Annotated in this window: 16 protein-coding genes; 4 read left to right on the forward strand and 12 right to left on the reverse strand. The window is 39.8% G+C overall.

Annotated features, from left to right (window positions below):
- The first annotated feature begins 2 nt into the window (after nt 1–2).
- Both ACH784_RS07595 and ACH784_RS07600 read left to right on the forward strand, forming a co-directional pair.
- Complete coding sequence (locus ACH784_RS07595; RefSeq protein ID WP_404394748.1) at nt 3–479, forward strand: transcription elongation factor GreAB; 477 nt, start codon at nt 3–5, stop codon at nt 477–479.
- A gap of 68 nt (nt 480–547) precedes the next feature.
- Complete coding sequence (locus ACH784_RS07600; RefSeq protein WP_404394750.1) at nt 548–856, forward strand: hypothetical protein; 309 nt, start codon at nt 548–550, stop codon at nt 854–856.
- 26 nt (nt 857–882) lie between these two features.
- Here ACH784_RS07600 and ACH784_RS07605 read toward each other — a convergent pair whose 3' ends face one another.
- The 7 genes from ACH784_RS07605 to ACH784_RS07635 all read right to left on the reverse strand — a co-directional run bounded on the left by ACH784_RS07605 (nt 883) and on the right by ACH784_RS07635 (nt 7,416).
- The gene (locus ACH784_RS07605; RefSeq protein ID WP_404394752.1) at nt 883–1,563 is read right to left on the reverse strand and encodes a M15 family metallopeptidase; all 681 of its coding nucleotides are present in this window, start codon (nt 1,561–1,563) and stop codon (nt 883–885) included.
- Nucleotides 1,560–2,717, reverse strand: coding sequence for a succinyl-diaminopimelate desuccinylase (gene dapE, locus ACH784_RS07610; protein ID WP_404394754.1), 1,158 nt, complete (start codon nt 2,715–2,717; stop codon nt 1,560–1,562). The genes ACH784_RS07605 and dapE overlap by 4 nt, the downstream gene beginning before the upstream one ends.
- Nucleotides 2,717–3,061 (reverse strand): ArsC family reductase, encoded by a 345-nt coding sequence (locus ACH784_RS07615; RefSeq protein WP_404394756.1) that lies wholly within the window; start codon nt 3,059–3,061, stop codon nt 2,717–2,719. The genes dapE and ACH784_RS07615 overlap by 1 nt, the downstream gene beginning before the upstream one ends.
- Before the next feature lie 9 nt (nt 3,062–3,070).
- On the reverse strand, nt 3,071–3,580 hold the full coding sequence (locus tag ACH784_RS07620) for a PTS glucose transporter subunit IIA (RefSeq protein ID WP_404394757.1): 510 nt from the start codon (nt 3,578–3,580) through the stop codon (nt 3,071–3,073).
- Nucleotides 3,580–3,960: an ACT domain-containing protein gene (locus ACH784_RS07625; RefSeq protein ID WP_390445990.1), complete on the reverse strand. Its 381-nt coding sequence runs from the start codon at nt 3,958–3,960 to the stop codon at nt 3,580–3,582. Before ACH784_RS07625 ends, ACH784_RS07620 begins: the two co-directional genes overlap by 1 nt.
- Nucleotides 3,961–4,060: 100 nt before the next feature.
- Entirely contained in the window at nt 4,061–6,217 is a 2,157-nt protein-coding gene (gene pta / locus ACH784_RS07630) for a phosphate acetyltransferase (RefSeq protein WP_404394760.1), read from the reverse strand.
- Nucleotides 6,217–7,416, reverse strand: coding sequence for an acetate kinase (locus tag ACH784_RS07635; protein ID WP_404394762.1), 1,200 nt, complete (start codon nt 7,414–7,416; stop codon nt 6,217–6,219). Before ACH784_RS07635 ends, pta begins: the two co-directional genes overlap by 1 nt.
- 157 nt (nt 7,417–7,573) lie before the next feature.
- Here ACH784_RS07635 and yfbV point away from each other — a divergent pair, with 157 nt between their 5' ends.
- Nucleotides 7,574–8,026 carry a terminus macrodomain insulation protein YfbV gene (gene yfbV, locus ACH784_RS07640; protein ID WP_138483018.1) on the forward strand — a complete coding sequence of 151 codons (453 nt, stop codon included), beginning with the start codon at nt 7,574–7,576 and terminating at the stop codon, nt 8,024–8,026.
- 77 nt (nt 8,027–8,103) lie between these two features.
- Here yfbV and rlmA read toward each other — a convergent pair whose 3' ends face one another.
- The 4 genes from rlmA to ACH784_RS07660 all read right to left on the reverse strand — a co-directional run bounded on the left by rlmA (nt 8,104) and on the right by ACH784_RS07660 (nt 11,560).
- Nucleotides 8,104–8,904, reverse strand: coding sequence for a 23S rRNA (guanine(745)-N(1))-methyltransferase (rlmA, locus tag ACH784_RS07645; RefSeq protein WP_404394764.1), 801 nt, complete (start codon nt 8,902–8,904; stop codon nt 8,104–8,106).
- Nucleotides 8,901–9,530, reverse strand: a complete 630-nt coding sequence (locus ACH784_RS07650) for an energy-coupling factor ABC transporter permease (RefSeq protein WP_404394766.1) — start codon at nt 9,528–9,530, stop codon at nt 8,901–8,903. Before ACH784_RS07650 ends, rlmA begins: the two co-directional genes overlap by 4 nt.
- 14 nt (nt 9,531–9,544) lie before the next feature.
- A complete protein-coding gene (xthA, locus tag ACH784_RS07655; protein WP_404394768.1) occupies nt 9,545–10,354 on the reverse strand; it encodes an exodeoxyribonuclease III in 810 nt (269 codons plus the stop codon).
- Nucleotides 10,355–10,732: 378 nt separating this feature from the next.
- On the reverse strand, nt 10,733–11,560 hold the full coding sequence (locus tag ACH784_RS07660; protein ID WP_404394770.1) for a DUF417 family protein: 828 nt from the start codon (nt 11,558–11,560) through the stop codon (nt 10,733–10,735).
- Between the two features lie 153 nt (nt 11,561–11,713).
- On the opposite strand from ACH784_RS07660, the gene ACH784_RS07665 reads away from it, so the two are divergent.
- Nucleotides 11,714–12,901 (forward strand): alkaline phosphatase family protein, encoded by a 1,188-nt coding sequence (locus tag ACH784_RS07665; protein WP_404394772.1) that lies wholly within the window; start codon nt 11,714–11,716, stop codon nt 12,899–12,901.
- Nucleotides 12,902–12,954: 53 nt separating this feature from the next.
- Here ACH784_RS07665 and ACH784_RS07670 read toward each other — a convergent pair whose 3' ends face one another.
- Nucleotides 12,955–13,125 (reverse strand): hypothetical protein, encoded by a 171-nt coding sequence (locus ACH784_RS07670; protein WP_404394774.1) that lies wholly within the window; start codon nt 13,123–13,125, stop codon nt 12,955–12,957.
- Between the last annotated feature and the right edge of the window lie 130 nt (nt 13,126–13,255).

Raw genomic sequence — 13,255 nt, forward strand, 5'->3', positions numbered from 1 at the left:
ATATGAATAAACAACATTTCATTGAGCATCTTAAGTTTGCTCTGCAAGCTAAACTTCAAGAAGCAACACAAGCTGCTAACTCTGCCAGAGAAGATGCAACACACGAGCAAAGTGCCGCCGAAACTCAGTATGATTCTTTAAGCATAGAGTCAGCCTATTTAGCACAAGGTCAAAGCGAGCGTGTAGACGAAGCGCATAGAGCAATTAAGGCATTCGATGAGATATTTACCTTAATGCCTTCTAAAACAATCACTGTTGGTAGTCTAGTGTGCTGTGAAAGTGCAGATGAAAAGCTTTACTGGTACTTTATGGCACCTGCAGAAGGTGGCTTGAAGTTGCAAATAAAAGAACAAATAATTTGGGTCATTACACCTTCTTCACCTTTAGGTAAAGTGCTTTTAAATAAAACGCTTGATGATGAATTTGAGTGGACAATGAATGGCTTAGGTTCAGAGTTTTTAATCACAGAAATCCTTTAATTAAGATCAAAGCAATTTTAATGAAGTTGGTTTAATATTGCTCAATCGATTTGATAAGAATAAGTTATATGTCGCTTAACATAATCAATAAAGCCAACGAGCAGCTAGATTTTCTATGTGAATTAATCAGCTCAAATAGCTTAGTACCAATTTGCACTAAGCTTACAGACTCTCAGAAAAACACGAATATTGAAATTATGGGAGAGCATCCCTTAAAGATTCATTGTGCTATCTATGCTGATAATGAGATCAGGTTTAGTTATTTTAAAGCTAAAACTCGCATCCAAATGCGCCTAGTCATCAACGAGTTAGACGCTAAGTTATTTGGCAAAGAAGAGTTTTTCAAGCATTTATCAAGTGTATTAAAAGCCCAATAGGCCTTCTTGCCTTCAAAACGCTATAGTTATGGCAGACATATATTAGTAATGTATTGTTTATATAAGTTGGGCATATGCTTAATCAACGAAGCTTTGCCTAACACATTAGAATGTTTGAGTGCTGTGATTATATTCTCTGAACTTTGATGTTGAACTAGTTTATCGCTGCAGTTTAAGTGGCTTATATGCCAAGGTTCTTCAGCTACGCCACCTCTAAATTCTTCATAGGGACGATAAAAGCCAAACTTAGAAAGGTTCTCGTCTAACCAAGTGTTAAGCTTGTAAAATGGCCCGTCAAATTGATACTCCCATGGCTCGAGTTGTAATGTTTGACCGGGCTTTAATAGGTTAGGTGCAAACACATCTAGGTCAGTACCGAAGTGATGCCTGCTCGCTCCAGGCATTGCCGAGTAAAGCATAATAGCTTGTATAATCTCGATTTCTGAGAGGTTAGCAATTTCAACAGGTTCGTTATTCGCATTTAAAATAGGGCGCTTACCTGAAAACTTGTTATTCCAGATAAGAGATTGACGTTCGAAGCTTCGATAAGCAGATGCAATTTCTAAATCAAACCCTGCATTCTTAGCGGCTAATTCTAAAGCTCGAAAATCATCGACGATCTCTTGATGAAGTTGTTTGCCTTTGTATTCGGTCAAATGCGCTTCAGAAAGGCCGCAAGCGCAAGCGGCCATATCAGATAAAGTCATTTGCTAAGTAACTTCTCGAGTATCTTCTCGTAAATTAAAGCCAGTTGGTCTAAATCATCACAGCTAACGTGTTCATCAACTTGATGTATGGTTGCATTAATTGGCCCGAGCTCTATAACTTTACAGCCCGTTTGCGCAATAAAACGACCATCGGATGTGCCGCCAGTTGTTTCTGGTGTACTCGGCAAACCGGTTACTTCTTCGATGGCAGTCAACGTCACATCAAGCAATTCACCAGGTTCAGTTAAAAATGGCAGGCCATTGACAATCCAGTTTAACTCATACTCTAAGCCGAATTTATCTAGAATTGCGATTGCGCGTTGTTGTAGTTGTTCTACAGTCGACTCTGTTGAAAAACGAAAATTGAACTGCACATACACACTGCCAGGGATGACATTTGATGCGCCAGTGCCGCCTTGAATGTTTGATATTTGAAAACTGGTTGCCGGGAAAAATGCATTGCCCTTATCCCATTCAGTTTGACTCAACTCTGCCAAGGCAGGAGACACCGCATGAATAGGGTTATGCGCTAAGTGAGGGTATGCAACGTGGCCTTGTTTGCCTTTTACAGTTAAATGTCCTGTTAAAGAGCCTCTACGGCCATTTTTGACTACATCACCCAGTCGGTCACGAGAAGACGGCTCACCGACCAAACACATATCGATTTTTTCATTTCTGGCTTCTAGTAGATCGACTACCTTTGTGGTGCCATTAATGAATGGGCCTTCTTCATCCGATGTAATTAGAAACGAAATAGAGCCTTTATGATCAGGGTGCTTTGCTACAAACCGTTCAGTGGCAACCACCATAGCCGCCAGTGACCCTTTCATGTCTGCGGCACCACGGCCATGTAATATGCCATTTTCAATGACACCATCAAAAGGCGGATGTTGCCATTCATTCTCATCGCCTGTAGGCACAACATCAGTGTGACCTGCAAAGCAAAAATGCGGGCTATCAGTGCCTTTCCTTGCCCAAGTATTTAATGTATCGACAAAAAAATGCTCTTCAATGTTAAAACCAAGTTTGGCTAAGCGCTCGTTCATTAAGTCTTGGCAGTTAGCATCTTCAGGGGTCACTGATTTTTTTTGGATCAATGCTTGGGCTAATGAGACAACCTCAGAATGTTGAGATGTATTGTTGTGACCGCTCATTAAGCGAAAATCTCATCATACTGGGCTGCTTTAAAACCAAGATGTAGTTGACCATTAACCTCTAGAATAGGGCGTTTGATCATCGCTGGAGCCGCAACTAAATGAGTAATGGCAGATGCTTCAGATAGGTTGCTCTTTTCATCATCTGATAAAGCACGGTAGGTTGTTCCGCGTTTGTTTAATACTTGCTCCCAGCCTAAGTTTTTACAAAATTCAGTAACTAACTCTTCTGAAACGCCATCTTTACGGTAATCATGAAAAGTAAATTCAATATTGTTGTCACTAAGATATTTTTTTGCTTTTTTAATGGTGTCACAGTTCGGAATGCCATACATAGTGATCATAAGAGCCTCTTAAATATTCTGGTTTTGAGTAATTGTAATGAGTGGGTCTAGCCCCGCACGCACTTGCTTCAATGGGTAAAAGCAAGGACCTAATCTATCTGCGTTAACGATAAGCAAACTGCCGAGCAGTGGTTTTTCTAGGTGCGTGGTTTCGAAGTAAGCAAGCAATTCACCTTGCTTGACTTCTTTTTTGCCAAAGGCACTGGTTATTTGCAAACTTGTATTGGCTTGTTCTGAAGGCGGCTGAATATGAATAAGTAACTTCAAGCCATTTTTTGCAACCAGTATAATCTCATAGCCATGGCGTTTAACTTGTTCAATTTTACCGTCAAATGGCGCGGTAACTTTTCCTTGGATCAACTCTACAGTCACGCCTCTTCCAATCATGCCAGAAGAAAATAGGGCAAGCGGGTGCTGTTTCAAAGACTGTACTTTGCCGCTAAACGGACTGGCGAGATGTAAAACTGGGTCAACAATTTCATTGATAGGTGCAAAAGGAATTGATTGAGAAAACTGCATTAAAGAACCGTGTATCCGTCTTTTTTCAGCGCATTAATTGCGTCTTGAATTTGTTGTTCTTTGACTAAAACATAGTCGGTGTCATAGGTGGAAATGGCAAAAATGGAGATTTTAGCATTAGCTAAAACACCAGATATATTGGCCATGATCCCTGTTAAAGAAAAACCAAGTGGACCTATCACTTCTAATGCTCGCCAATGTGCTTCAGTGGCAAAACTATCAATTTCAATATCTGAAGGGCAAACAATAGAGAGTTCTTCAAGTGTTTTAGAAATAAAGAAAATATCACACGCTAACACTTGGTTAGGAATTGTTTGGTCAACGTCAAGGCTATGTATTGAAAAGTCCTGTTTTAACAATTGTAATGTTTGCTTTGACATAGTCGCTTATGTTTATTGAGCTATATGTCTATAGTATAGCTAAGTGTCAAAAAGTTAAACCCTCAACACTTAGCTAAGTTTTACAATTGCACAAACAGAGTTAGTTTGTTTGATCTGCTAATTGCTTTGACTGAATAGCCGTAAGTGCAATGGTATAAACGATATCTTCTACTAGTGCACCACGGCTTAAGTCGTTCACAGGTTTGCGCATACCTTGCAGCATAGGACCAATACTTACCAGTTCAGCACTTCTTTGTACTGCTTTGTAAGTTGTGTTACCAGTATTTAAGTCAGGGAATACAAACACCGTTGCTTTACCTGCGACTTTACTGTTTGGTGCTTTTTTGCGCGCTACATTTTCCATAATCGCTGCGTCGTACTGTAGCGGGCCATCAATTTCAAGATCTGGACGTTTCTGCTGGGCAATTTTAGTGGCTTCACGTACTTTATCTACATCCGCACCTTGGCCAGACTCACCCGTAGAGTAGCTGATCATGGCAACTCGCGGCTCAATACCAAATGCCGCAGCAGAGTCAGCTGACTGAATGGCGATATCGGCAAGTTGCTCAGCAGTTGGGTCTGGGTTAATCGCGCAGTCGCCATAAACCAATACTTGATCAGGTAGTAACATAAAGAACACAGAGCTCACTAAAGATGAACCCGGCGCAGTTTTAATGAGCTGAAGAGGAGGGCGGATAGTATTCGCTGTGGTATTCACCGCACCAGATACAAGGCCATCGACTTCGTTTTCAGCGAGCATCATAGTGCCTAATACTACGTTGTCTTGCAGTTGCTCTTTAGCAACCACAGGGGTAAGACCTTTGTTCTTACGCAGTTCAACCATAGGTGCAACATAATTATCTTGGATCTCATTCGGATCTTTAATAATCACGTTTTCGTTGAGCTCTACACCTTGTTGAAGCGCAATACGCTCAATTTCTTCTCTTTCACCTAATAGCACCGTTTTGGCAATGCCACGTTCACCACAAATTGCAGCAGCTTTAATTGTGCGAGGCTCATTTCCCTCAGGAAGCACAATGGTTTTGTTTGCTTGACGAGCTAAATCGGTCAACAAGAATCTAAATGCAGGTGGAGAAAGCTTGCGTGTTTTCGCAACGTCTTTGGCTAAAGTATCTAACCAATCTGAGTCGATATTAGCTGCATTGTGTTCTTTTACTTTCTCAATACGTTGTTCGTCATCACTTGGTACTTCCATATTAAAGTTATGAAGTAACAATGAGGTACGCCACGTATCGGCTTCAGTGGCTAGAATCGGCAGACCCGTTTCCATTGCCTGTTCACATAAAGTCATGATGCGTGGTTCAGGTTTAAAACCACCCGTCAATAAAATCGCACCTAATTTGGTACCATTCATAGCTGACAAACACGCTGCCACTAACACATCAGAGCGGTCTCCCGGTGTAACCAGTAACGCACCCGGGGTAAAGTGATTCAAGATATTTGATACCGTTCGGGCACAAAAGGTGACACGGCGTAAACGTCTATGGGCCATGTCACCGGCATTGATCACTTCGGCTTTTAAGTAATCACTTAAGTCTGCTACACGTGGCGCGACTAAGTCGAAGTCCCAAGGAATTGCGCCAAGCAACATAAACGGGTGTTTCCTGAAAATAGGTAATGACGCCAAACGGTTCATTTCATTTTCAAGTTCTTCAGGTTCATGCTGGTCAACTAAATCGGCACGCGCGCGGCCTTCTTCATCAAGCGGTGCATTTACTTTGTTGAAAATACAACCCAGTACACGACTGTGATCTATGCCGCCGTAGTTACCTGAGGCAATTTCTAATCGATCTTCTAACTGCTCGTTCGTGTCATTACCTGGGGTTAATACAAATACGATATCAGCACCAAGCGTTTGCGCGATTTCGCGATTTACACGACCAGCATAAGGCTGAAGACGAGTAGGCACCATACCTTCGATAATCGCAACTTCATCATCACTGATGGCACTTTCGAAGCGCTCAACGATTTCTTCTAGAAGATCATTGCCTTTGCCATCTCCAATCATTTGTTCAGCATAGCTCAGTTCAAATGGCATTGGGGGTTGAATGGTTGAACCTTGTTGCACAATAACGGTCGATTTCTCAGGACCTATATCGTCTTTACGAGGTTGCGCAATGGGTTTGAAGAAGTTTACTTTGACCGCTTTTTGCTCAAGCGCACGCACAAGACCAACAGAGACAGAGGTTAAACCAACCCCAGTAGAGATGGGGATTAACATAATCCTACGGCTCATTATTTTTGCTCCTGTGCAATGTTTGCTGCATCGTTGGCAATCATCCATTCTTCATTGGTAGGCACCACAATGGCACATGGCGATGTTTGCTTTGTGATCACACCTTCAGAACCAAAGCGTGCTGCAAGGTTTTTATCATTGTCGATTTCTAAACCTAAGAAAGATAAATGTGCAACAACCTTAGCGCGTATAACATCTGAATTTTCACCAATGCCCCCTGTGAAAATCAATGCATCTAAGCCACCTAAAGGCACTACAAACGCAGCAATTTGTTTTGCTAAACGATAACAGAAAATATCTAATGCAAGTGCAGCTTGCTGATGCCCGTCAGCCGCAGACTCTTCAATGGTTCTACAATCATTTGAAAGTTCACTAATGCCCAGTAAGCCACTTTCTTTATTTAAAAGCGTATCGATTTGCTTTGCTGAGTAATTCAGTTGCTCGGTCAGGTAGTTGAAAATGCCAGGATCAATATCGCCGCTGCGCGTGCCCATTACCAAACCTTCAAGTGGCGTCATACCCATACTGGTATCTACCGATTTACCATTTTTAATAGCTGTAACAGAACAGCCATTACCTAAATGCGCACTGATGACCTTTGAGTTTGTTTCTTCAAGCTTTAAGGTCTTGATAGCTTCTGCCGATACAAAAGCATGACTGGTACCATGGAAACCATAGCGTCTGATCCCATTTTGTTTGTAAAGCGTATAAGGCAGCGCATATAAGAAAGCTTCTGGCGACATGCTTTGATGGAATGCGGTATCAAACACAGCAATTTGCGGTAAATGAGAAAATGCAGATTGTGCCGCTTCGATGCCAAGCAAGTTAGCAGGGTTATGCAGTGGCGCAAGTGAAGAAGTTCTTGTGATAGCTTCTATTACATCTGGTGTGATTAAAGCAGATTTAGTGAAGTGCTCACCACCATGAACAACACGGTGTCCAACGGCAATGAGGCTTGAATCTAATTGTAATTGCTTTACTAGTTCAACTAACTTTGCAATTGCAGTTTGATGAGCATCGTTTGGTGATAGCGCGATCAGTTGCTTGTCACCATTAAACTTGTACTTGATTTGCGGATCTTGCTCGCCTAAACGTTCGGCAAGACCTGAAAGAAGCTCGTCACCTGACACAGTGTCGATGATGGCAAACTTTAAACTAGAGCTTCCGCAATTTAAAACCAGTACATGAGATGAGGGCATATGCATTTCCAATTTTGACAATAACAGTAAATGCGTATTAAGCTTAAAGCGAAGTCGCGGTTTAAGCTACGCAGTAATACAAAGGTATAATAGACAGTGTTAACTGATTATTTTACCCCAATTTTGACCGAATAGTTAGCTTCTAGTAGGAGTCCTAATGCAAAAAAGTCTCATTTCTCAAATGCAACTTGGACGACAGTACGCCAAAGAATGGCCTATGCGCAAAGAGCTTGCGCCAATATTTGCAGAATTTAGAGTCATAAAAGCCACTGAACTTGCAATCAGTGTGATGCCTTTACTTGCTGTGATCACCTTAGTATTGCAAACCAATTGGCTGGGAAATCAGTATGTACCTCAATCTTTAGCCATTGCGCTTTTCTTTTTATCTCTACCTGCTCAAGGTTTACTTTGGTTAGGGAAACGCGCTGATACGCCGCTGAATCCATCATTAAACACTTGGTATCAAGAATTGTTTAATAAGATGGTGGCCAATGGTTATGATGCGCCCATGCAATTACAATCTCGAAGACCCACCTATCGAACTTTGGCAAAACTGTTAAAAGACATGTTTGAGAAAATGGATAAAGCATTCACGAAAGAGCAGTTTTAAACTGCTCTTTTTAGTTGTACCCACCCTCAAATTAATCATTTAATTAAAGGGGGGTGGGGTGTACAAGATAGTTTTATTTAAACCTTCTCATATTCGCTTAAATAAAAAGATAGGGTAATCGAGTGATTCTGTTTTTCCTTTAAAGCCTCATAGTGACTTTCTTTAAATTTCCAAGCAAATGGTGTCATTTGTATTAAATGCTCAACGATTTCTGTTTTAATCTCTACTTGTTTCTCTAGCTCATGATGTTGGACTAATTCAAACCCTGCAGGGGTATCTGGATGTGTATGTAAATTCACTTCAGGGTAAATTAACGATTTAAGCTCAAATAAATGCCTAGGGCCCGGGTTTACTAAAATTACTTTACCTGCTCTTTTCACCAGCCTTTGTAATTCTTGTTCAAAAACAGGGGCGAATACGGTAACAACACAGTCCATACTTTCATTTTCAAATGGCGCTTGTTTAGCAGAAGCAACACTAAAATTAGCCTCTTTATATCGCTTAGCCGCATACTTAACGGCTGATTTTGAAATATCTAGCCCGTATACAGCACATTCAGGTAATTCATTGGCAAATAAATGCGTATAAAACCCTTCGCCACACCCTAAGTCGAGTAATGTTTGAGGAGAAGATCTGGCAATTAAATTGGCGATTTCTTGCCTTAAAAAATGGTAGTGGTCGGTTGCAAAAAACGCACGACGTGCTTGAACCATATCTAAGTTATCACCGGGTTGCTTTGATTTTTTGTTCTGAACAGGGAGTAAATTAACATAGCCTTCTTTAGCGAAATCGAATTGGTGTTTTTTCTCGCACGACATGCTATTTCCCGTTTTATTTAACGGAGCCTGACAAAGTGGACAGTGATAAATTAGCGTCATTTATCTAAGTATTCCTTATCATAAAAGGTTTTAACCCAGTGGGGTTTATAAGTAATAAGTAAAGTGATTGCCATACCATTCAACATGGCTTCGGGAAACCAAATCAGCGTTGCATAAAACAAATAGTTATCTAATAACTGTTGGAATGTGTATGCATCAATTAGCCAGTAATAAGCACCTGACGACAATATTTTGAAAGCGCCAATGCAGCCAGCGCATAAAAATGCACAGACAAAAATATAAACAAAGAAATGTCTTGGTAGCTTGCTGTAGCAAAATACAAATAGGCCGTAACTAACCAGTATAGGCAGAAGTGCAGTAAAAAGATAAAACTCGGCAAATTCAGAAGACTGAATAGTGCCAAACACAAGTAGCAAGAGACTGGTAAGTAGGGCACTTAAACTTGCTAACCGCCAACCAAGCACTAAGGTGATGGCGGTGATCCCCAATATATGGATATTTAAATAGGGCAATATCCCCGCTTTAATTTGCCAAAGCAGCGCCAGTACAACTGAACAAGCAAGTACACCAGTTTGTCGGATAGGCCTATGCCAAAGCGTTAAATATTCGCGTTTATCGATAGTAAACGCGAATATGATTAAGGTAACAAGCGGGGTCAACAACATAGAGTGAGTTCTAATTAAAATTTAAACTCAGCCCAAATTGGCGCGTGATCAGAAGGTTTCTCGATGCCTCTTAGCTCGTAATCGATTTCACTTTCAACACATTTGGCCATTAGTGATTCAGTAGCCAATACAACGTCAATTCGAAGGCCACGGTTATCATCAAAACCTTTCGAGCGATAGTCAAACCACGAGTAACGCTCTGTCTTTTCTGGTGTTAATTCACGGAAAGTATCTTTAAATCCCCAATCCATTAACGTCGCGAGCCATTCACGTTCTTCTGGTTGGAATGAACACTTGCCTGTTTTAAGCCAACGTTTCTTATTTGGCTCACCAATACCGATATCTAAATCAACCGATGAGATATTGATATCACCCATTACAATGACATTTTCTTCAGGCGTGTGATTTTCATTTAAGTGTGTCATTAAGTCTTTATAAAACTGACGCTTGTATGGGAATTTGGTTTCATGGTTTATGTTATCACCTTGAGGGAAGTAGCCATTATGAATGATCACATCTTCACCTTTATCATTCTCAAATACACCTGAAATCATACGTCTTTGAGATTCTTCTGTATCAGTCGAAAACCCTTTTTTGATTGATTTAGCTGGTTTCTTCGACATCAGTGCGACACCATAATGCGCTTTCTGACCATGGAAATAAACGTGGTAGCCCATAGCTTCTACATCTTCAACCGGAAACGCTTCATCGTGAACTTTGATTTCCTGTAAACCAATTACATCAGGTTGATGTTTGTCGATTAATGCTTGCAATTGATGAAGACGAGCACGAAGGCCATTAATGTTAAATGAGATTACTTTCATAGTGCGCTTATTGTAGTATTTTAATTTGCTGGCTATTTTAGCATTGATAAATACGATAGAAAGGATCAGATTTAAATATTTATCAGGGTTTTTAAATTATACCAAGCCTCAAAATAGTACATAAAATTAAGAGGATTGGTATAGAACTAAGCATAAAGCTATTTAACCTGAGCTCTGGATAATAAATCTTTCTCCAGCGGCTACTTTCAACGTTAACTGTGTTGAATTCACTCGCAATAGGCCTGTTATTGACGTGTAAATTCGCCTGGTTATCGCTAAATGTCTCCGACTGCAGACTTGAAAAAGCACTTATCACCTCAATTTCAATACGTAAGTAAATCTCTTAAGCAAAGCTCAGGTTATTTAAAATATAGGTGATTATTTCTTAGAAAGACTGAATTTCATAAAGAAAATTAGATTGGCAATAAACCAGAGATCTTTAATCAAGAAGTGACCTGTCGTAGACAAAATTGTCGATGTATACACTGCGCCCGGTGTTGTAGCTAAAAATGTTTGAGTCATAACAAAGACTGCAAGTGACATTAGTACGCCGACCCAAAGTAGTTTAATGTTATAAATTGCCGCAATCAAAAGAGCGACAGCCAATAAATCGTAAACGCCAATTAAATTTGAGGTAGTTTGTAAATCCCAAACACTATACATCCAAGACATAAATGGTGAAGTTTGCAGTAACCCCTCGATCCCTTGCGCTTCTATTAAGGTAAATTTCATACCACCGATCCAAGCGAGCACCAGCAGAACTGGAAAAATCGCTATCCACTGCATAGTTGCTTTAGAGAAATTTGGTTGAAGAATGCAGATAGCCAATGACAACAAGGCAAAATACTTAATTACGCCTTGGCCGGCACCGATAACAGGGAACCCGCCCATACTTTCAATCCACATGCCCGATGAGAAAAGGCTTATTAATGGCACTGCAGCGATAAGAGCAAGAAGTGTAATCAAGCTTGTTTTAGTTTTACTTGTATAGATTGAAGCTAGTGACAGGGCTGCAAGTAACAAAAATGCGAAAGCTGCAATCGAGTTGGCAATTTCGTATGGCAGCAGTGAATTTAATCCATAGAAATTCACCGTTTTTTCAATCTGTCTATGATTACCTATTAACAACATACTCGCACTCATAAAAAAGCTCGACAGAGCAATGAGTAAATAGGCGATTGATGGATTGCTGTAAAACTTTTTCATGTAATGACCTTTGTATATGAATCTTGCAATAAGACCGTTAAAGCAAATTTAAATTTCAGTCTTAACTCAATTTTTCTTCTACTTATCGAGAATTGTTTATTTTGTCATAACAAACTTTGACAATAAGCTTGAATTTAAACACGGGAAAAGTACATGATTAAAAAGATTTTTTATTGTTTGTTAGTGGTGTTAGCGTTACCTAGTTTGGCTAAGCAACAAACGGTTATCCTGATCTCATTAGATGGATTCAGGTGGGACTATATTGAAAAGCACAATGCTCAAAATATAAAGCGTATTGCAGAGCAGGGCGTAAGAGCTAAGAAAATGTGGCCTGTTTATCCAAGCAAAACGTTCCCTAATCATATTTCAATAATTACCGGCTTATTACCTATCAATCACGGCATTATTGACAATAAGTTCTGTGATAAACAAAGAGGTGATTGTTATAAAATGGGTAAAGGACAAGGTGATAGTACTTGGCTCAATGGTATACCTTTATGGAATCTAGCAAAAATGCAAGGGCTCAAATCAGCTGCCTATTTCTGGCCTGAATCTGATGCGCGTTTTAATGGCATGACTCCTGACTATTACTATCATTACTCAAAACATAGTGATTACCAAACGCGTATTGATCAAATGGTTGAGTGGTTAAAGTTACCAAAAGAACAAAGACCAAGTTTTGTTGCAGGGTATTTTTCATTAGTCGATAGTATGGGCCATGACTTTGGACCTGATAGCAAAGAAGTCTATGATGCCGTGCAAAAAATGGATAAGCTAATCGGGCAGTTTAATGAGCGCCTAAAAAAGCTGCCTCATGATGTGAATTTAGTGCTGGTGGCAGATCATGGTATGTCTTCATTAAATGAAGATAAAACAATCTCGATTAATAGCCTGAATATTCCAAAATCTTGGACGGTTAAAAACACAGGACCAAGAGTACTTATTTATGCGAATGACGCTTCAATTGAAGATGTAAATGTTGCAAAACAAAAACTCCGCCTTATCTCAAACAACCGCTATGCAGTGCTAGATGATACGATTTTAAAGCAACGTAATTACTATGGCACTCCGAGGATCCCAGATATTATCTTAGAAACTAAAGCTCCGAGTGTGTTCAGCTTTGATGGCAAACTTGACTATAAAGGTACTCACGGATTTGCAAATACAGATGAAATGGCAGCTATGTTTGTTGCAACTGGCCCTGCTTTTAAAAATGGCTATCAAATTAAAGAAATGAGTAATTTAGAAATATACCCAACAATAGCTAAAATACTGGGCTTAGAGCTGATACGGGATGTAGACTCAGATGGTGAAACACTACAAAAAGCGCTAAACGAATAATTAAAATAAAATTCGGAAACTAAAAGTTTTAAATAAAAAGAGTAACCACATGGTTACTCTTTTTTGGTTGGAAACTTTTTATCATCATTGTTTTGTTTGAAGCTTGCTGATTGAGAGTGACTTTTATCTAGTTTATTTAAATGAGAGACAGGCTCTGCCAATGTCGAGGTTGAACCAAAACATAAAACCAAACTAAAAATCTTTTTATACGCTGATGCAAACATAACAATTCCCTGAGCCAAAGCTACTTTTGATATGTTTTAATTTTAGCAATGATCTAATTAAAGGTGTGTGTATTAGTGTGGCGAATTGTAAGAGAATGTAATACTAGCTTATTTATAAATGAGCTATTTT

Source organism: Pseudoalteromonas phenolica (genome assembly GCF_044788725.1).
Lineage (GTDB): Bacteria > Pseudomonadota > Gammaproteobacteria > Enterobacterales > Alteromonadaceae > Pseudoalteromonas > Pseudoalteromonas phenolica_C.

Bases quoted from the DNA above. Each gene is read 5' to 3' on its own strand.
- ACH784_RS07595 (WP_404394748.1), top strand. From the start codon at position 3: ATGAATAAACAACATTTCATTGAGCATCTTAAGTTTGCTCTGCAAGCT.
- ACH784_RS07600 (WP_404394750.1), top strand. From the start codon at position 548: ATGTCGCTTAACATAATCAATAAAGCCAACGAGCAGCTAGATTTTCTA.
- ACH784_RS07605 (WP_404394752.1), bottom strand. From the start codon at position 1,563: ATGACTTTATCTGATATGGCCGCTTGCGCTTGCGGCCTTTCTGAAGCG.
- dapE (WP_404394754.1), bottom strand. From the start codon at position 2,717: ATGAGCGGTCACAACAATACATCTCAACATTCTGAGGTTGTCTCATTA.
- ACH784_RS07615 (WP_404394756.1), bottom strand. From the start codon at position 3,061: ATGATCACTATGTATGGCATTCCGAACTGTGACACCATTAAAAAAGCA.
- ACH784_RS07620 (WP_404394757.1), bottom strand. From the start codon at position 3,580: ATGCAGTTTTCTCAATCAATTCCTTTTGCACCTATCAATGAAATTGTT.
- ACH784_RS07625 (WP_390445990.1), bottom strand. From the start codon at position 3,960: ATGTCAAAGCAAACATTACAATTGTTAAAACAGGACTTTTCAATACAT.
- pta (WP_404394760.1), bottom strand. From the start codon at position 6,217: ATGAGCCGTAGGATTATGTTAATCCCCATCTCTACTGGGGTTGGTTTA.
- ACH784_RS07635 (WP_404394762.1), bottom strand. From the start codon at position 7,416: ATGCCCTCATCTCATGTACTGGTTTTAAATTGCGGAAGCTCTAGTTTA.
- yfbV (WP_138483018.1), top strand. From the start codon at position 7,574: ATGCAAAAAAGTCTCATTTCTCAAATGCAACTTGGACGACAGTACGCC.
- rlmA (WP_404394764.1), bottom strand. From the start codon at position 8,904: ATGACGCTAATTTATCACTGTCCACTTTGTCAGGCTCCGTTAAATAAA.
- ACH784_RS07650 (WP_404394766.1), bottom strand. From the start codon at position 9,530: ATGTTGTTGACCCCGCTTGTTACCTTAATCATATTCGCGTTTACTATC.
- xthA (WP_404394768.1), bottom strand. From the start codon at position 10,354: ATGAAAGTAATCTCATTTAACATTAATGGCCTTCGTGCTCGTCTTCAT.
- ACH784_RS07660 (WP_404394770.1), bottom strand. From the start codon at position 11,560: ATGAAAAAGTTTTACAGCAATCCATCAATCGCCTATTTACTCATTGCT.
- ACH784_RS07665 (WP_404394772.1), top strand. From the start codon at position 11,714: ATGATTAAAAAGATTTTTTATTGTTTGTTAGTGGTGTTAGCGTTACCT.
- ACH784_RS07670 (WP_404394774.1), bottom strand. From the start codon at position 13,125: ATGTTTGCATCAGCGTATAAAAAGATTTTTAGTTTGGTTTTATGTTTT.